Annotated in this window: 16 protein-coding genes; 5 read left to right on the top strand and 11 right to left on the bottom strand. The window is 44.7% G+C overall.

Annotated features, from left to right (window positions below; all coding sequences use genetic code 11):
• Window positions 1-6: 6 nt before the first annotated feature.
• The 3 genes from DXD65_RS03965 to DXD65_RS03955 all read right to left on the bottom strand — a co-directional run bounded on the left by DXD65_RS03965 (window position 7) and on the right by DXD65_RS03955 (window position 3,036).
• Window positions 7-909, bottom strand: coding sequence for a Fe-S cluster domain-containing protein (locus DXD65_RS03965; protein WP_005836987.1), 903 nt, complete (start codon window positions 907-909; stop codon window positions 7-9).
• A gap of 37 nt (window positions 910-946) precedes the next feature.
• Window positions 947-1,366 carry a SoxR reducing system RseC family protein gene (locus tag DXD65_RS03960; protein WP_005836985.1) on the bottom strand — a complete coding sequence of 140 codons (420 nt, stop codon included), beginning with the start codon at window positions 1,364-1,366 and terminating at the stop codon, window positions 947-949.
• 230 nt (window positions 1,367-1,596) lie between these two features.
• Window positions 1,597-3,036 (bottom strand): DUF3078 domain-containing protein, encoded by a 1,440-nt coding sequence (locus tag DXD65_RS03955; protein WP_035457995.1) that lies wholly within the window; start codon window positions 3,034-3,036, stop codon window positions 1,597-1,599.
• Window positions 3,037-3,306: 270 nt separating this feature from the next.
• On the opposite strand from DXD65_RS03955, the gene DXD65_RS03945 reads away from it, so the two are divergent.
• The 5 genes from DXD65_RS03945 (at window position 3,307) to DXD65_RS03925 (ending at window position 12,031) form a co-directional block, all read left to right on the top strand.
• Window positions 3,307-4,926 carry a CTP synthase gene (locus DXD65_RS03945; protein WP_005829157.1) on the top strand — a complete coding sequence of 540 codons (1,620 nt, stop codon included), beginning with the start codon at window positions 3,307-3,309 and terminating at the stop codon, window positions 4,924-4,926.
• Window positions 4,927-4,957: 31 nt separating this feature from the next.
• Window positions 4,958-6,811 carry a membrane protein insertase YidC gene (yidC, locus tag DXD65_RS03940; protein ID WP_117887371.1) on the top strand — a complete coding sequence of 618 codons (1,854 nt, stop codon included), beginning with the start codon at window positions 4,958-4,960 and terminating at the stop codon, window positions 6,809-6,811.
• A gap of 102 nt (window positions 6,812-6,913) precedes the next feature.
• Window positions 6,914-8,245 carry an MATE family efflux transporter gene (locus DXD65_RS03935; protein ID WP_057087615.1) on the top strand — a complete coding sequence of 444 codons (1,332 nt, stop codon included), beginning with the start codon at window positions 6,914-6,916 and terminating at the stop codon, window positions 8,243-8,245.
• Window positions 8,246-8,282: 37 nt separating this feature from the next.
• Window positions 8,283-10,406 (top strand): alpha/beta hydrolase family protein, encoded by a 2,124-nt coding sequence (locus DXD65_RS03930; protein ID WP_009038496.1) that lies wholly within the window; start codon window positions 8,283-8,285, stop codon window positions 10,404-10,406.
• A 194-nt stretch (window positions 10,407-10,600) separates the two neighbouring features.
• Entirely contained in the window at window positions 10,601-12,031 is a 1,431-nt protein-coding gene (locus DXD65_RS03925; protein ID WP_117887370.1) for a hypothetical protein, read from the top strand.
• A 14-nt stretch (window positions 12,032-12,045) separates the two neighbouring features.
• Here the strand turns inward: DXD65_RS03925 and DXD65_RS03920 are convergent, their stop codons facing one another.
• The 8 genes from DXD65_RS03920 to DXD65_RS03885 all read right to left on the bottom strand — a co-directional run bounded on the left by DXD65_RS03920 (window position 12,046) and on the right by DXD65_RS03885 (window position 19,126).
• Window positions 12,046-12,993, bottom strand: coding sequence for an MraY family glycosyltransferase (locus DXD65_RS03920; protein ID WP_117887369.1), 948 nt, complete (start codon window positions 12,991-12,993; stop codon window positions 12,046-12,048).
• A 51-nt stretch (window positions 12,994-13,044) separates the two neighbouring features.
• A complete protein-coding gene (locus DXD65_RS03915; protein ID WP_005836976.1) occupies window positions 13,045-14,025 on the bottom strand; it encodes an NAD-dependent epimerase/dehydratase family protein in 981 nt (326 codons plus the stop codon).
• Between the two features lie 9 nt (window positions 14,026-14,034).
• Window positions 14,035-14,355: a hypothetical protein gene (locus DXD65_RS03910; protein ID WP_005829173.1), complete on the bottom strand. Its 321-nt coding sequence runs from the start codon at window positions 14,353-14,355 to the stop codon at window positions 14,035-14,037.
• A complete protein-coding gene (locus DXD65_RS03905) occupies window positions 14,352-14,543 on the bottom strand; it encodes a hypothetical protein (protein ID WP_005836975.1) in 192 nt (63 codons plus the stop codon). The genes DXD65_RS03910 and DXD65_RS03905 overlap by 4 nt, the downstream gene beginning before the upstream one ends.
• A 34-nt stretch (window positions 14,544-14,577) precedes the next feature.
• The gene (locus tag DXD65_RS03900; RefSeq protein ID WP_034523419.1) at window positions 14,578-15,705 is read right to left on the bottom strand and encodes a glycosyltransferase family 4 protein; all 1,128 of its coding nucleotides are present in this window, start codon (window positions 15,703-15,705) and stop codon (window positions 14,578-14,580) included.
• Window positions 15,706-15,709: 4 nt separating this feature from the next.
• A complete protein-coding gene (locus tag DXD65_RS03895) occupies window positions 15,710-16,978 on the bottom strand; it encodes a nucleotide sugar dehydrogenase (protein WP_044469023.1) in 1,269 nt (422 codons plus the stop codon).
• Window positions 16,979-17,003: 25 nt separating this feature from the next.
• Window positions 17,004-17,978 (bottom strand): SDR family oxidoreductase, encoded by a 975-nt coding sequence (locus tag DXD65_RS03890; RefSeq protein WP_117887382.1) that lies wholly within the window; start codon window positions 17,976-17,978, stop codon window positions 17,004-17,006.
• A 62-nt stretch (window positions 17,979-18,040) separates the two neighbouring features.
• Window positions 18,041-19,126 carry a glycosyltransferase family 4 protein gene (locus tag DXD65_RS03885; RefSeq protein WP_117887368.1) on the bottom strand — a complete coding sequence of 362 codons (1,086 nt, stop codon included), beginning with the start codon at window positions 19,124-19,126 and terminating at the stop codon, window positions 18,041-18,043.
• Window positions 19,127-19,157: the final 31 nt, after the last annotated feature.

Here is a 19,157-nt window from a genome sequence, read left to right as displayed (position 1 = left end):
GGAAGTCTAAACCTCTGCTTTAGGAGTCTCAACCTCAGCTTTAGGAACTGCAACCTTTACTTGGGGAGCTGTATCGTCAGCCTTCGGTTTGCGCGGCGGGAAGTTGAGGGCAATGATTGTGTTTTGCGGACAAGCTTCCTCGCACTTGCGACAGGATTTACACTTATTGGGGTCAATGTAAGCCAGATTGTTTTCCAGCGTGATAGCCTCGAACGGACAAACCTTCACACACTTGCCGCAACCGATACATGCCACGGTACAAGCCTTGCGTGCTACGGCCCCCTTGTCCTTGTTTACACACTGTACGTAAATACGACGTGATTTCTTGCCTTGAGGACGGATTTCAATAATAGATTTCGGACAAGCCTTGGCACAAGCTCCACAAGCCGTACACTTTTCCTCATCCACTTCGGGAAGTCCGGTCTCCGGATTCATGTGGATAGCATCGAACTGGCAGGCAGCCACACAGTCGCCGCATCCCAGACAGCCATAACTACAACCCGTTTCACCACCATAGAGAGAAGCCGCAATGGCACAACTCTTGGCGCCATCGTATTGGTTCACACGAGGACGGTTGGCACAAGTTCCATTACATCTCACCACCGCAACCATAGGTTCGGCAGCAGCGGCATCCAAGCCCAGAATCTCGGCAATCTTTGTCATGACGGGCTGTCCACCCACCGGACAAAGTTTACCATCCAGCGAACCTGCCTTTACGCAAGCATCTGCAAATCCGCTACAACCGGGGTAACCACATCCACCGCAATTTGCCTGGGGAAGCACCTCTGCTACCTGGGCAATCCGCGGATCTTCATACACGGCGAATTTCTTGGAAGCCACGTAAAGAATAGCGGCCGATACCAGCGCTATAACTCCCAATGAAATCACTGCAATCAGAATTACATTCATAAATTAGTTGTTTATTAATTATTTGTTTTATTATTAGTTAGTTCATCGGTCGTACGGAGAATGAGAACTTCTTACCCATCCGCGACTTGTTCAGCCACAATATATAATAATAAGGTATAAGAAGTGCCAGCGAACAAAGTGCAGAACGCAGCTCGTCATTCCAGATAGCCATAAAGACAAACAGTGAAATTATCAGAATAAGGAAAGGAAATATAAAGGCAAACAGAACTGCCATCACTCCCATTGAAAGTTCGCCCGTCACCCATACACGGTCACCGGGCTGGTAGGATGCGGCATTGGCATCGGCCACATCGACAAGTTTCTCTTTCGTATCCGCAGAGGTACAATGCCCCTTGACACTACACGAAGCGCACGCTGAAGTCTGGATGATTCTCACTTGGAGATGAGAACCGTTTATGTTTTCCACAATACCTTGATGTTTTATAGTATTCGCCATTTTGCAAAGTGTGCATTACAAATCACGGCAAATTTACGCATTATTTGTGAACTGCAAACCTTTCCTATGCATTTTCTGTGTTCGTAAACGTGCTTTTTCTATGTTTTTATGTTTTTTCACCTGCCACAGACTACAAAAAGACAAAAAACAGACGGTCTGTCAAGGAAAAACAGACCGTCTGACTAACCAAAACAGATAATCTGTTCACTCCGAACAGACCATTTGTTTATTTACCATTTATAATTGATACCGAAACTGAGCAATTCTTTTACCTGAAAATAGCTGTCCCCTTCCGTCGGCTTGGCACTGTCGTCATAGCGGGCGTGCACATAGAGCTTGGTGGAAAGATAGCGGTTCAGCACAAAGTTCACCGTGTTTTCCCATTCAATACGTGTCCACTCATAACTGGTCTGGAAGTCCAAGCGGGAATCCAGCGTGATGGAAGGAATGATGGTCCATGAAAGTGTAGGCTGTATCTGCGAACCGAAGTTATGCTTCACGCATTTGCCCTCATCAAGACCGAAACTCACTTCATTCACCCCCTTATTTCCTACATAGCGCAGCATGTACGTCAGCGGAGCCATGAAAACGGACAAGCTGAATTTCTGCTTCTTCAACTTGTAGTCCATACCGATACTGCTTGACCAGTCCGCCGGAGCAAAGAAAGCCGAAACCAGCTCTTCACTGTTGGCCTTGTAGCCATTGCAGAACTGGGTCTTAAACTCAGTCGTGATGGTATAATACCACTTGGACGCAGCCTGAATACCCAGTTTACTGTACAGCCGGAGTTGGTCGGTGCTTACCAGATAGTTATGAAACTCGTCGGAAGGTGCGGAACTGAAGCCCAGCTTGGCATCGAGCAGATTTTCCCACTGCACCTTTTCACGGTCATTATAGTTGGCAAACAATTGCAGGTTGGCAAGCACGGCGTTAGTGCTCTCACCTCCCTTGTACCAGTTGTCGGAGATATAGTTCTGGGTAATCTGCAATGAACCGTTTCCACCCGTCACCCACCAGTTGGGCTTGTGGATAATCACGTCGGCTTCCTCCTTCACTCCCACCATATTCTCTTGTGCAAACAGTTTCACGACGGACGGCTTGGAAGAAACCTCCTTCTCTATATTATCCTTGAATATCTTCCCTTTCATCACCTCCTTCTCGGTCATTACAACCAGATTGGGACAATTCACATACGTGTTCAGCAGCGTACGGTCCACCAGTTTGTTGGCTCGGTCCTTTGAGGTGAAACTCAGTGTGTCGAACGGCAACATCTCGCGCGTCAGGGCAGGCACCGTATCAGGCACCTGGAAATGCCAGTCCACCTTGGAAAGGCGTCTCATGGGGGCATAATAATAGGTAAGGGGAAGGAACAACCTATAGTAGTTCGGATTGGAAGGTATATAACGCTCCGGAGTCGTGGGGTCATTCAAATAATCCAGCACTCCGATATACCTTTCATATAATATGGAAACAGTATCCAGCCTGTACCCCATACCTTCCGGTTTCAATTTCAGAATCATGTATTCTTTCATTATATCCGGCAAGGTGTCGGCTTTGGCAGTTGTTTCCTGTCCACTGTTCTTCGAGGCGGTATCCAGCGTATTCTGTGCCATCACCGACGAAGAAATCATCGTAGCAATTAACCAAAATGCAATGTGTCTATTCTTCATAATGCCCTAAAGTCTATGTTTCGAGCGCAAATTTAGCTTAAAATGTTTAGAAAACATAGAAAAGCCATAAGAAAAAGGCAAGAAGGACTTTCTTCGATGAAATCGTATTTTTTAATAATTGTTTCATCGAAACTTTCTCTACTTCCTCTTTTTTTTATAATTTTGCGCTTTTTAAGTTCTACGTGTACTGACGGGAGCAGTGCGCACCCTGAACGACAAGCCGTATAGGCTCTTGGCATTAGATTAAACAATTAATAAAATAATATAGTTGTGGGAGAAACAAAGTATATTTTCGTCACCGGTGGTGTTGCCTCTTCATTAGGTAAAGGTATCATCTCATCCTCCATCGGTAAATTGCTGCAAGCAAGAGGTTACAAGGTAACCATCCAGAAGTTTGACCCGTACATCAACATCGACCCGGGTACACTGAACCCTTATGAACACGGCGAATGCTACGTTACCGTGGATGGCCACGAAGCCGACCTCGATTTGGGCCATTACGAACGCTTCCTGGGCATCCAAACCACCAAGGCCAACAATATCACGACCGGACGCATCTACAAAAGCGTCATCGACAAAGAGCGCCGGGGTGACTATCTGGGAAAGACCATCCAGGTTATTCCCCATATTACAGACGAAATCAAGCGTAATGTAAAACTGCTGGGAAACAAATACAAATTCGACTTTGTTATTACCGAGATTGGCGGTACAGTGGGTGACATCGAGTCTCTGCCCTATCTGGAAAGCATCCGTCAGCTGAAGTGGGAACTGGGAAAAGACGCCTTGTGCGTACACCTTACTTATGTCCCCTACCTGGCAGCTGCCGGTGAGCTGAAGACCAAGCCCACCCAGCACTCCGTAAAGGAACTGCAAAGTGCCGGTATCCAACCCGATGTCCTCGTACTGCGTACGGAACATGAGTTGAGTACCACCCTGCGCAAGAAAGTGGCTCTGTTCTGCAATGTGGACGAGAATGCCGTGGTGCAAAGCATCGACGCGCCTACCATCTACGAGGTGCCCATCTTGATGCAGAGCCAGGGACTGGACGTTACCATTTTGAAGAAAATGGGACTTCCCGTCGGCGACACTCCGGGACTGGGACCGTGGCGCGCTTTCCTCGAACGCCGTCACAAAGCCGAAGAGACTGCCCCGCTGCACATCGCATTGGTGGGCAAATATGACTTGCAGGATGCCTACAAGTCCATCCGCGAGGCCCTTTCACAAGCAGGAACCTACAATGACCGCAAGGTATCGGTAGACTTCGTGAACAGTGAAAAGCTGACTGACGAGAATGTGGCAGAAGCCCTGAAAGGCATGGCAGGCGTACTAATCGGTCCGGGATTCGGCGAACGCGGCGTTGCCGGCAAGTTCGTAGCCATCAAATATGCGCGTACACACGACATCCCCACCTTCGGTATCTGTCTGGGTATGCAGTGTATCGCCATCGAATTTGCCCGTAACGTACTGGGTTATGCCGATGCCAACTCACGCGAGATGGACGAAAAGACACCGCACAATGTCATCGACATCATGGAAGAGCAGAAGTCCATCACCAATATGGGTGGAACCATGCGTCTGGGTGCCTATGAATGTGTTCTGCAGAAAGGCAGCAAGGCATACGAGGCATACGGTACCGAGCATATCCAGGAACGTCACCGCCACCGCTACGAATTCAACAACAGCTTCAAGGAGGCCTACGAAGCAGCAGGCATGAAGTGTGTGGGTATAAACCCCGAATCGGACCTGGTGGAAATTGTTGAGATTCCCGCATTGAAGTGGTTTGTCGGTACCCAGTTCCATCCCGAATACAGCAGTACGGTATTGCATCCGCACCCACTGTTCGTAGCATTCGTGAAGGCCGCCATCGAAAATGAAAACGAAAAGAAATAATTTGTAATAAGTAATTTGTAATCAACAAAGAATGGATAAAAATACCATCACAGGTCTTGTTCTGATAGCGATATTGTTAGTAGGTTTCAGCTTTCTGAGCCGTCCCAGCCAGGAGCAGTTGGAAGCACAGCAACGTTACTACGACTCCATAGCCCAGGTGCAACAGCGCGAAGCCGACTTGAAAGCCAAGGCGGAAGCAGCCCTGGCCAACGAAAGCGGAGCGGAAGCAAGCGTTGACTCCACTGCCCTCTTCTTCGACGCCCGTCAAGGAACCAACTCGCAGGTAACCATCCAGAACAACCTGGCAGAAATAACCGTAGATACAAAAGGCGGGCGCATAGCTTCGGCCACGCTGAAGGAATACATGGGACAAGACAAGACGACCCCCGTCACACTGTTCAGCGGCAATGACGCTTCCATGAATTTCCTCTTTTACAACAAGAAAGAGACTATCCAGACGGAAGACTATTATTTCACCGCAGTAAACCGTACGGACAGTACCGTCACCATGCGTTTGTCGGCAGACAGCAACAGCTATATCGACTTTACCTACAGCATGCACAATGACACATACCTGATAGACTTTACTATCCAGGCAGTCAATATGGAAGGCAAGCTGGCCGCCACCAACAATTATGTGGACATCGAGTGGTCTCAGCGTGCCCGTCAGATAGAGAAGGGTTACACCTACGAGAACCGTCTGGCTGAACTGACTTACAAAATCACCGGAGAGGGTACCGATTATCTGTCCGCCAACAAGAACGACGAAAAGGAAGTTCCGGAACGCCTGGACTGGATTGCTTTCAAGAACCAATTCTTCTCTTCAGTATTTTTGGCAGATGCCGACTTTGAAAAGACCAAACTGAGTTCCAAGATGGAGACTCAAGGCAGCGGCTACATTAAGGACTATTCTGCGGAGATGAGCACGAAGTTCGACCCTGCCGGCAAGGAACCTACCCAGCTGTTCTTCTACTTCGGCCCCAATCACTACAAGACTCTGACCGCACTCGACAAGGGGCGTGACGAGAAGTGGGAGCTGAACCGTCTGGTCTATCTGGGCTGGCCGCTCATCCGCTGGATAAACAAATGGTTCACCATCAACATCTTCGACTGGTTGTCCAGTTGGGGGTTGAGCATGGGTATCGTACTGTTGTTTATGACGTTAATCGTAAAAGCTGTAGTATTCCCCGCAACGTGGAAAACCTACATGTCATCCGCCAAGATGCGCGTACTGAAACCGAAAATCGACGAGATAAACAAGAAGTACCCCAAGCAGGAAGATGCCATGAAGAAGCAGCAGGAAGTGATGGGCCTCTACAGCCAGTACGGAGTCAGTCCGATGGGCGGATGTCTGCCGATGCTGATACAGTTCCCTATCCTGATGGCCTTGTTCATGTTCGTGCCGAGTGCCATTGAACTCCGCCAGCAGAGCTTCTTGTGGGCAGACGACCTTTCCACTTACGATGCGTTCATCAACTTCCCGTTCCATATCCCGTTCCTGGGAAGCCACCTCAGCTTGTTCTGCCTGCTGATGACGGTTACCAACATATTGAACACGAAGTACATGATGCAGCAACAGGATACGGGTGCCAATCCGCAGATGGCTGCCATGAAGTGGATGTCATACCTGATGCCTATCATGTTCCTCTTCATATTGAACGACTATCCTTCGGGATTGAACTATTACTACTTCATCTCTACGTTAGTCAGTGTGGTAACAACGCTCATCATGCGCAAGACAACCAATGAGGAAGCCCTTCTTGCCCAGTTGGAAGCCAACAAGAAAGACCCGAAGAAGATGAAGAAAACCGGTTTCGCCGCCCGTCTGGAAGCCATGCAGAAACAGCAGGAACAGATGATGAAAGAAAAACAGAACAAAAAGTAGTAAGACTACCGTTCAAGATATTCTTTTGCAGAAAGCCGGACAATGACATTTGCCCGGCTTTCTTATCCTTACACCAACGAAAAAATTCACAGACTCTAAATTATGCAGACTAAATACACTTACAAACAAATCTGGCTCATAGCCTACCCTATCCTAATCAGCCTCCTTATGGAGCAGATGATAGGTATGACGGACACCGCCTTCCTCGGGCGTGTGGGCGAAGTCGAGCTGGGAGCATCTGCCATCGCCGGTGTCTTCTATATGGTCATCTTCATGGTTGCCTTCGGTTTCAGCATCGGGGCACAGATACTCATTGCCCGGCGCAACGGCGAACGGCAGTATAAGGAAATCGGTGACTTGTTCTATCAGGGCATCTATTTCCAAGTCGGGATGGCGGCAGTCATGTTCCTGCTGTCCTATTGCTTCTCGCCGATTATCCTGAAACGCATCGTAGCCTCGGAACATATCTACGAAGCAGCCACCAGCTACCTGCACTGGCGTGTATTCGGTGCCTTCTTCTCGTTCAGCGCAGTCATGTTCCGTGCCTTTTTCTTGGGAACCACCCAGACCAAGACACTGACACTGAACTCTATCGTCATGGTGTTGAGCAATGTTGTATTCAACTATATCCTGATTTTCGGTAAATTCGGTTTTCCTGCACTCGGCATTGCCGGAGCCGCCATCGGCTCCTCATTGGCCGAGCTGGTTTCGCTGTTATTCTTCATCCTCTATACCCGTAGCCGTATTGACTGCCGCAAGTACGGGCTGGACCGTATTCCGAAGTTCCGGCTGGACGTATTGAAACGGATGCTGAACGTCTCTTTCTGGACCATGATACAGAATTTCTTCTCCCTCTCCACCTGGTTCTTGTTCTTCCTTTATGTGGAGCATCTGGGAGAGCGCTCGCTGGCAGTGACCAACATTGTCCGCAATGTGTCCGGCATACTGTTCATGGTACTCATGGCATTTGCCTCTACCTGCGGTTCATTGGTCAGCAACCTCATCGGTGCAGGCCACTCCGATTGCGTGGCAGGCACTATCCGGCAACATGTACGCATAGCCTACGTTTTCGTACTTCCGCTGGCATTGCTTTTCGCGCTGTTCCCCAAGCTGATTCTGGGAATTTATACCGACATACCCGACCTGCAGGATGCTGCCGTGCATTCGCTTTGGGTGATGTGCTCCACCTATCTGTTCCTGGTTCCTGCCAATGTCTATTTCCAGGCAGTTTCCGGAACCGGCAATACGCGTACTGCATTGGGCATGGAGCTGGCAACGCTGGTCATCTACACAGCCTATATCACCTACATTATTCTGATTCTGCAACTCGACGTGGCCATCTGCTGGACCTCGGAAATGGTTTATTCCAGCTTTATTCTCATTTTCTGCTGGCTATATATCAAACGTGGGAATTGGCAAGGAAGGAAAATTTAGTATCTTTGCATTGAAATAACCGAAACAAAAAACATATATGAAACAAGTAAATCTACTACTTATGTCAGCAGCCATGACATTGGCCTCTTGCGGAGGCACAAAAGATGCCGGACAGCAGCAGGACGCAGCAACGCTCATCCAGCGGTCGGACATCAAGATTGAAGGAAAGCGTATGACACCCGAGGCACTCTGGGCGATGGGACGTATCGGCAGTGTGGCCGTATCCCCCGACGAAAAGCAGATTGCCTACACGGTATCTTATTACAGCGTGCCCCAGAACAAGAGTAACAGCGAAGTCTTCGTCATGAATGCCGACGGTAGTGACAATACCCAGATAACGCATGACGCCTGGCAAGAAGGACAGCCCACGTGGTTCAAGGACGGCAAGAAGCTTGCCTTCCTTTGCAACGAAAGCGGCAGCAGCCAGGTATGGGAAATGAATCCCGACGGCAGCGGACGCAAGCAGCTGACCCAATACGAGGGAGACATCGAAGGGTTCTCTTTCTCGCCCGACGGCAAGAAACTCCTTTTCATTGCCCAGGTAAAGACCGTGAAGAGTACGGCAGACAAACATCCGGACCTTCCTAAAGCCACCGGCATCATCGTTACCGACCTGATGTACAAGCATTGGGATGAATGGGTGACTACTGCTCCCCATCCGTTTGTTGCTGATTTCGACGGCAATGCCATCAGCAATGTCACTGATATTCTTGAGGGAGAGCCATACGAAAGCCCGATGAAGCCCTGGGGCGGTATCGAGCAGCTGGCATGGAGCCCGTCTTCTGATAAAGTGGCCTATACATGCCGTAAGAAAACCGGACTGGCGTATGCCATTTCCACCAACTCCGACATTTATATCTACGACCTTGCCTCCAAGGAAACCAAAAACATCACGGAAGAAAACAAGGGATATGATACGAATCCCCAATACTCTCCCGACGGCAAATACATCGCCTGGCAGAGCATGGAGCGTGACGGCTACGAAGCCGACTTGAACCGCTTGTTTATCATGAACCTCGAGACCGGCGAGAAACGTTTTGTAAGCAAAGCTTTCGAATCGAACGTGGACGCCTTCTTGTGGAACAAAGATTCCCAGAGCATCTACTTCATCGGTGTATGGCATGGCGAGACACAGATTTACAACATCGACCTTGCCGGAAACGACAAGCTTACCCAGCTCACCGACGGCATGTACGACTATGCTTCGCTTGCCCTTTGCGGAGACAAGATTATCGCCAAACGTCATTCCATGAGCATGGGCGACGAAATCTATGCCGTAAACAGTGCACGTAACGGCGACGCTTTTGCAGAAGCAGTGCAACTGACCACAGAAAACAAGCAGATTTACGACCAGCTGGAGATGGGTAAAGTGGAAGCCCGCTGGATGAAGACCACCGACGGCAAGCAGATGCTGACCTGGGTGATTTATCCTCCGCAGTTCGACCCTAACAAGAAGTACCCCACCCTCCTCTTCTGTGAAGGTGGTCCTCAGAGTCCCGTCAGCCAGTTCTGGAGCTACCGTTGGAATTTCCAGATTATGGCGGCAAACGACTATATCATCGTAGCTCCCAACCGTCGTGGTCTTCCGGGCTTCGGTGTAGAGTGGAACGAAGCCATCAGCGGTGATTATGGCGGCCAGTGCATGAAGGACTACTTCACTGCCATTGACGAAATGGCGAAAGAACCTTTCGTCGACAAAGACCGCCTGGGTTGCGTAGGTGCCAGCTTCGGAGGTTTCTCCGTATATTGGCTTGCCGGACACCATGACAAACGCTTCAAGGCATTCATCGCACACGACGGTATCTTCAACATGGAAATGCAATATCTGGAAACGGAAGAGAAATGGTTTGCCAACTGGGATATGGGCGGCGCTTATTGGGAAAAGAACAACGCTACGGCACAACGCACTTTTGCCAACTCCCCGCATCTCTTCGTCGACAAATGGGACACCCCTATCCTCTGCATCCACGGAGAAAAGGACTTCCGCATCCTTGCCAACCAGGCAATGGCCGCCTTCGATGCAGCCGTGATGCGTGGCGTTCCTGCCGAACTGCTTATCTATCCGGACGAAAACCACTGGGTACTGAAACCTCAGAATGGCGTGCTGTGGCAACGTACCTTCTTTGAATGGCTGGACAAATGGTTGAAGCCGGCTAAGTAAAGCCCCTCAAAAACGATAAAAACAAATAGTCCCGGATTCTTGACAAAGAATCCGGGACTATTTGTTTTTATTGTACACCGCCCGATTCATTTTTTATGACTATAATTTGGGCAGTTCAAATAAAGTCAATACATTTGCTTTATGCACACTCCGAAGAAGTGTAAACAATATGTCCTAATATAACCCGATAAAAGATGAATGAAAATTGGCCTGAGATTGTGGAAACACTGATACCGTATTTTGAAACAAATTCGGTAGAAGGTGATTACCAGCGGGAAATAGAGAACTGCTTGAAATTTCTTGGATGGAAAAAGACCAATGGAACAATGGTATCCCAGTATACATTACCGATAGGCAATAGCAACTCCATACGCCCGGACATTGTACTTTGGCGAAAGAACGAACATGATACACAATCCCCCGTACTCCCAATTGAAATAAAACGTCCGTCTAATATACGAAATGAAAGACAAGAAAATCAACTGATGTCGTATATGCGCCAGTTGAAACTTAATGTCGGATTATATATAGGAGAAAAGATACAACTTTACTATGACATTCCCAATGATGGAGAGAATCCCATTTGTGTATTTACAGCGGAAATTAAAAAAGAAGATACAAATGGTTCCATCATCTGTGATTTATTGAGCTACGACAAATTCAATCTGGAGAAAATAGAAACATTCTGTAATGAGCAATATAAAAAAATCCAAGCGCGTAATAATCTGCATAGGAGGGTGTCAGAATTCTTATCCGAAGGCAATGGGGTAAAGAATATAATTTCGTTGCTCAAAGACAAGTTTACAGCTGAAGGATTTGAGGAATCCGCCATTAATGAAGAATTTGCCAATCTTACGCTTACAGTACATTACGAAAATAAGAGCATTCTGCCTTCATTACAGCTTAAAACGAGGCAAACATCTAAAAACTCACAAAACGACTATAAAGAAAGTGACTCCAAAGACCATACAAAATTCTCATTGGATGGAATCAACTTCTATGTCAAAAGACGTTTTGTATTGGAAGTAATCAAGCATTATATCAAAGACCATCCCAACATAAACTATGTTGAGCTGGAGAAAGTCTTTCCATCCAATTTACACAGTAAAGCATTGGGTGTAATACGTACTTTGATAGAAGTCCAAGAAAAAATCAAATCTCATCCCGATTTAAAGAAACGTTACTTTCTTAAGCCTGATGAAGTTATTTTATTGGCAGACGGAACAAAAATTGTTGTCAACAACCAGTGGGGAACATTATTTCCAAGATTTCTTGAAGCAGCAAAGAAACTGTACCAAGTAACCAATGATACGGAAAGCAATACTCCAATATCCCGATTAAAGATTACTTTTGGTAATGGGAAAGTAATTCAAGAAACACAAGCAGCCGAGACTTTCCGGCAATTTGTGATGACAGTAGGTGTGGAACAAGTGCAATCTTTAAATATCAAGGTATGCAAGATTCCCTTGATATCAAACACACTTCATGAGAAATACCAGCGCGCTCAAAAACCATTAGGCAACGGACGGTTTCTTATGACCTGCAGCAATACAAAAACAAAGAAGCGTGATATCGAGCGTATTGCCAAAGCTTTGGGTATTCAGGTGACCGTGGAAATTGTATAATGGAAGACAGTAATTCAAGAGATATGTCTTGAAAAATACTTTTTCATGAAGAGTACGTATATTGCGCTCAACAGTAAGATACACCCTATCAAGAAGATATAGCCATACCGTTGGTAATAAATATATCCTACTATTATAAAAGTCTGTATTGTCATATAGGCCAGAGAGACTATGACATGAGGAATCTTCAGTTCATTCGCCATAATCTGATACAGATGCTTGCGATGCGGTAGCCCGATATTCTCATGAAGCATCAGGCGGTGAATGATAGTCAGTACACTATCCACACCATAAACGGATAAAAGGACTATCCAACTGAAATCTTCCGTTTCAATGATGAGCCTGCCTATCAGGAAAAGAAGGATAAAGGCAATGCTCACCGAACCCACATCACCGGCAAAGCATTTGGCACGCTTGCGGAAATTGAAGAAACAGAAAACTAGAACGGAACAGATAACGGTATAGATGAAATCCGCTTCCACAAAAGTAACCACCTCCTTATTGATATAGGCCAACGCAGCAAGAATAACCAGAGAATAACCACCGGTTATGCCGTTAATGCCATCCATAAAGTTGTAGGCATTGATGATACCCGTACAGACTATCAAGGCTATGACTATCCACCACCAGGACAAGGAGAACAGTCCCCACTGATAAAACATCATAGCCATAGCAGAGAAATGAAAAAGCAGCCTTGTCATCTGTCCGGTGGATTTTATATCGTCCACGAAGCTGATGAACGTCACCAGTGTCAAGGCAAGCAGGAAACAAGGATATTCAAAGCCACTCGTCAGGAAATAGGCCAACGCTCCGAAATAGAAAATAATCCCACCACCGCGTAAAGTCACTTTCGTATGGGAACTCCGCTCATTGGGCTTGTCGATGATATTGTACCTATCAGCCACTCTAAAATAAAAAAGTTCTGCCAAAAACAGCAGAACCAATATTAACAGATAATACATAACAGTATTTTCCTCTTTAATTTTTAATTATCAATTTTTAATTCTTAACTTTTAATTTGAGAACGATTTTATCGTTCTCACTATCCCCTCCTCTGCCCTCACCGGCATTCTGTCAATTCCCAGGGCAGCCTTTATCTTCGCATTACTCACCACATAATTCTCTGTCAACTTGCGCAGACGCTCTGTATTCAAAGGCAAATGGAGCAGAGTCCCAAGCCGGGCACAGAATTCCATCAGTCCTCTGTTTATCTTCCAGATATGCGGCTTGCGGTCCAAAGCCCGACACATCAAAGCTATCAGCTCATTCGTGGACAAGGCCTCGTCATCTCCCATGTGGTAGATACCACTCCCCACCTCCTTAGTCAACAGCCCTTCCACCACGTAGCAAAGATTGTCTATCGAAGTAAAAGACCTCCTGTTCTCAAAAGCCCCCAAAGGCCAGGGAATACCTTTCCTCACCACATTATAAAGAAGATTCAGATTGCCTTTGTTGCCGGAACCATGAATCATGCAGGGACGCAGGATATAGACCTGCTTGTCATCATACGGATTAACTTTCAATTCTCCATTTTCAACATTCAACTTGCCAAGAATATAATTCTCGGCAGTTATCTTGCTCTCCCCATACGGTCCTATCGGAGCAGGCACCACATCTTCAGTCAGCATATCACCCACCACACTGTCTGCAGCGGCTTTCACAGAACTGAAGAATATGAACTTCTTCGCAGACGATTCCAGAAAGAAATCAAATATCTTTTGGGTCAATCCCGTATTAATATCAAAATAGGATTGGGCTGCGGACCGGTTTTTCGTATCATGGGCTTTACCAGCCAGATGAATAATGGCATCGAATTCAGGAAGATTCCGCATCGGAAAAGAAGCCGGTTCGATATCCTTCCAGAAAAAAGTCTTTACCACCCCCTCCTTTTCAGGAGCGACAATATCCAGCCCGTAAAGGCTATGACGTTCCTTTAGGGCAACAACGAGATTGGAACCCACAAAGCCGTGGATTCCAGTGACGAGTATGTTCATTGAAATATGCTAAAAAATATACTGACCGGAAACGTGATTATTGGTTATGTATTTAATAAAATAAGTATCTCCAATGACAGAGAAGAAAATATACCACGTCGTATTAGAATTACGTTGATAAGTGATGTAATACATATCCTTACCATAACGCTCAAAAAAAGCGGGCGCTTTCTTTTTTAATTTAGAATGAATGTTCTGTTGAATATCAGCTATCAGTTCTTCCACATAAGAAATAGCAAAAGGATAAGTACCCAAATACTCCTTCTCAACAAGTATTTTTATAAGCCCATACAAATCCTCCTCTACTTCGGGAGCGAATACGACTCTCATCCAAACAAAGCCTTTATACGAGGGCAAAGTCTATCCAATAATTCTTCACCGGAAATAGCATGCCTAATGTCATCACGTCCTTCCGTAACGATATTCGGATTATTCTCATTACCCGTATATACAACTACCGGTTCACCAACATTCGGCACCATCGGTTCTTGTTCCTTATATGGCTTGTTCTTCTTCATGAATCCAATCTTTCTACAAAGATACCCGGGAATATCAAGATATCCTAATAATTGATTGATAAATATCAAAAGTTTGCCTGACAACCTTATCTATAGAAAATTCTTCTTCCGCCAACAGACGAGAGTTCCTTCCAAACTCCTTCCTCTTCGCATCATCTTCTATCAATAGGCCGATGGCATCAGCCAACGCCCTACTGTCCTTGGCAGGAACCAAATAACCATTATATCCGGATTTCACGCATTCACGGCAACCCGGTACATCGGTTGTTACAATAGGACGCCCTACCGCACATGCTTCAATCAAGGATTTGGGCAAACCTTCCCGATAGGAAGGCAGTACAACGATATCGCTATCCGTATATATAGGAAACATTTGAGCCTGATATCCTATCCATTCAATATAATCATCGACAAGAAGAGACCTTAGCTTTTCTTCCCCCAAAACAGCCAGATTTTCTTTGTCGCAATCACCTGCCAATATGAATTTTACTTTTCCAATAAATCGCTTTTGAAGTAATTTGGCTGCATCAATGAACTCCATCACCCCCTTATCCAACAATATCCTTGCAGGAAAGAGTACCTTTAATTGAGTCTTGCCAGGAGCTTGGGAAAAAACAAATTCATTCAAATCTACTCCCGAGCCCTTTATCAGAAAAATATGGGACGAGGGAACCAGATTGAAGCCTTTGATCATCCCCACATCATCCGGATTCTGAAGAATAAAGGAAAAAGACTTACTTTTGAATGCAATGCGAATCAAAGTCCTTATCAACTTCTGCAAAATCCCATTCCTGCCGTTCGTAAAGTTATACCCCAATCCACTTATTGCATTCACAACATGATGTTGCCCTGACAGCTTAGCTGCAACAGAACCTAACAATGCAGCCTTTAAAGTAACATGATGAATTATATTAGGTCTATACTTTTTGTAGTTTGTATATAACTGAAAAATACATTTCAATTCATGCAAAGGATTACTTCCGGAACGGTCAAAAGGAATATCGATAAAGCGAATCCCTTTCCCTTGTAAAAACTGTTTTCTTCCGGTATCCCGTGACAATAAATAAACTTCATATCCCTGCTGAATAGCATTCAGGGCAATAGGCAAACGATGGGAAATAAAGAACCAATCAACATTGGTAACAAAGAAAAGCTTTTTCATTTTATCATAATCTGCCGTCAACGGATTCTTTGGGCAAGAAACCTTTAACATCAAACACAACAGACCGTGTCTTCGACAAACTTTCGATATCTATTCCCGTAAACAGTTGATGGGCAACCGCCAACACAACCGAATCAAACTTTTCTTCAGGAAGTTCATTGATCACTTCAATTCCATATTCATGCTTTACGATATCCGGATTTGCCCACGGATCATAAACGGTTATATTCAGATTGTATCCCATCAAAGCCTCATAAATATCTATCACTTTCGTATTACGTACATCCGGACAATTCTCCTTGAAAGTAAAACCGAGTATCAGTATATTAGAGTTCAAAACCTGAATTCCTTTTTTCAGCATCAGTTTTATCACTTGACCAGCCACATACTCTCCCATACCATCATTCATACGACGACCGGCCAATATGATTTCAGGATTATAGCCATAACTCTGTGCACACTGGGCCAGATAATAAGGGTCTACGCCAATGCAGTGTCCTCCAACCAGCCCCGGCTTGAAGGGAAGAAAATTCCATTTGGTACTTGCAGCCTCCAATACATCCTGAGTATCAATCCCCATACGCATGAATATCTTGGAAAGCTCATTGACAAAGGCTATATTGATATCACGTTGCGAATTCTCAATGACTTTGGCCGCCTCTGCCACCTTCATCGTGGGAGCCAAATGTGTTCCGGCAGATATAACAGAAGCATACACTTCGTTCACTTTCTTACCAATTTCAAGAGTTGAACCTGAAGTCACTTTCTTTATCTTCTCGACTGTGTGTAGCTTGTCACCCGGATTGATACGTTCGGGGGAATAGCCTGCAAAGAAATCCGTATTGAATTTCAAACCGGATATTCTTTCCACTACCGGAATACATTCATCCTCAGTCACACCCGGATATACTGTAGATTCATACACTACAATATCACCTTTGGAAATCACTTTCCCCACAGTGGTACTTGCATTGTACAGAGGAGTCAAGTCCGGATTATGGTTATGATCCACAGGGGTAGGAACTGCCACAACATAGAAGTTGCAATCACGAATGTCTTCAATGTCAGCCGTGCACTTGAAGCCATTGGCAATGGCAGACTGCAGCAATTCGTCCGAAACTTCAAGGGTAGCATCGTGTCCTGCCATCAATGCATTCACACGGGATTTATTCATGTCAAAACCAACAGTTTTGTATTTGGTAGAGAACAAACGGGCCAAAGGAAGCCCTACGTAACCGAGACCGATTACGGCAATTTTAATTTCACTTTCCATTATATTCGACTATATTTTTCTTGTTTTACAGATTATTTTTATACCATTCAATAGCCTCATTTAAACCTCTCACAAAATCATATTCTGGCTCATAGCCAAGTAAGAGTTTTGCCTTACTAATATCTGCATTAGAATGCTTGATATCTCCCTTGCGTTCAGTACTGAAAATCGGTTCAATCTCTTTGTCTAAAGCTTTTGTTAATGTATAGTAAATGTCTATGAGGTATTCACGGCCACCATATGCAATATTAAAAGTATCACCAGCAACCTCACTTGGTGCAAGACATGCCTTTAAATTAGCCTCAATCACATTTTCAATGTAGGTAAAATCGCGACTTTGTTTACCGTCTCCATTAATAATAGGACGTTCATTATCAATTAACTGCTTGATGAACTTAGGTATTACAGCAGCATAAGCTCCATGAGGATCTTGCCGACGACCAAACACATTAAAATAGCGCATTCCATAGGTATCAAGCCCATAATGACGAGTATATTGTTTAGCCCATTCTTCATCACAACGTTTGGTCACAGCGTAAGGAGAAAGCAAGTTACCTTCCTTTCCCTCCGACTTTGGAAGATGGGGCTCATCACCATAGACTGAAGAACTAGAAGCATAAACGAACTTTTTCACTTTATTTTGCCGTGCAGCTTCAAGCATATTGAGAGTTCCCTGGATATTGTTACCACAATAAAAAAGAGGCATCTCTATTGAGCGAGGTACACTGCCCCAAGCCGCTTGATGTAACACATAATCCACTCCTTTACATGCTACCATACAAGAATCAAGATTCTTTATATCACCATAAATAAACTCATAGTCGGGATTACTCAAAAGCATATCCACATTAGCTTGCTTACCCGTGGATAAATCATCAAGACATCTTACTTTATAGCCGAGATTTAAAATAGCCTCACAAAGATTGGAACCAATAAAACCAGCTCCGCCAGTCACCAAGAATAAAGAACCTTGGGGAAATTTCAAATGTTTATATGCCATATATTTACAATTATTATTACATTTCCAAAAAGCAACAGCTATTCCTACATTTGCTGTAGAAATCATAGACTTCTATAAAGTTTCATATATTTTTGTGATATTATGTTTATATCATATTGTTTGGCAAAAGAATAGCATTTTTCAGCGACATTACAATATAAGGTTCTGTCTGTTAAAACCTCTTTTATGCGTAGAGCCAGTTCTTCATCATCCTGAAACTCAAACAACAATGCTACATCTCTTACCAAATCACCAATACCTGGTACATTGGAACCAATAAAAGGCTTTTTGCATGACATAGCTTCAAGCATTGAAATACTAAATCCTTCATGTTTCGAAGAAAGAACTATAACATCTGAAGCTTGTAGCAAATTAGGAACATCTTTTCTCAAACCAAGAAAATGTATACGAGAGTCTACGCCTACTGCCTTCGCATATTCTTTATTCTCGTTCAAAAAAGGGCCATCACCGATACATAATAAATGTATATCACGCTCAAGTCTCGACATCGCTTTGATAAGAGTCTTGTAATCTTTCATGAAACAAAACCTAGCTACCATTGTAACTAGTTTACAATCTGGCTTCAAACCCATTTCTGTGCGAATATTGGCAGGAATTGCATTTTCAAATAATGATATATTAATTCCATTATTTATCGTTACAGTACGTGCATCTGGAACGTGTTTTTTGAGTGCCAGCTCTACCTCTTTTGATATTGTTATAATACAATCATAAACATGATATACTCTTTTATCAATAATTCTAAACATCAATCTCCCTCTACGTCTATTAGTCGTAGAATGCTCTGTATATACCAAACGAGTATTCACCCCTTTTAATATTTTAGCTAATGCTGCCACATAAAGGGATGGGAAAAGATGAACATTCACAATATCATAGTTACCTCTTTTAATAAAATTTGCTAACAATTGAACATTTTTGAACGATTTCAAATTTTCAGATAATGCAAAGCATTTTCCTCCTTGTTCTTCCAAAAACTGAACAAACTCCTTGTCTTCCGGATCTTTCAAGCTTAATACATGAACTGTATTGCCTTCTATCCTACTTAATGCAGTAGCTAAGGTTAAAACTAATGTCTCTGCACCACCACCTCTCATGAATGAATTTATGATATGCAAGATTTTCATCAGACTCCTCGTATATTCATCAATAATGAAA

The organism is Bacteroides sp. 4_1_36 (assembly GCF_003466325.1).
Taxonomy (GTDB): Bacteria; Bacteroidota; Bacteroidia; order Bacteroidales; family Bacteroidaceae; genus Bacteroides; species Bacteroides uniformis.
Note: the sequence above shows the minus strand (reverse complement) of the source record. Positions and strands in the feature narration are given on the sequence as shown.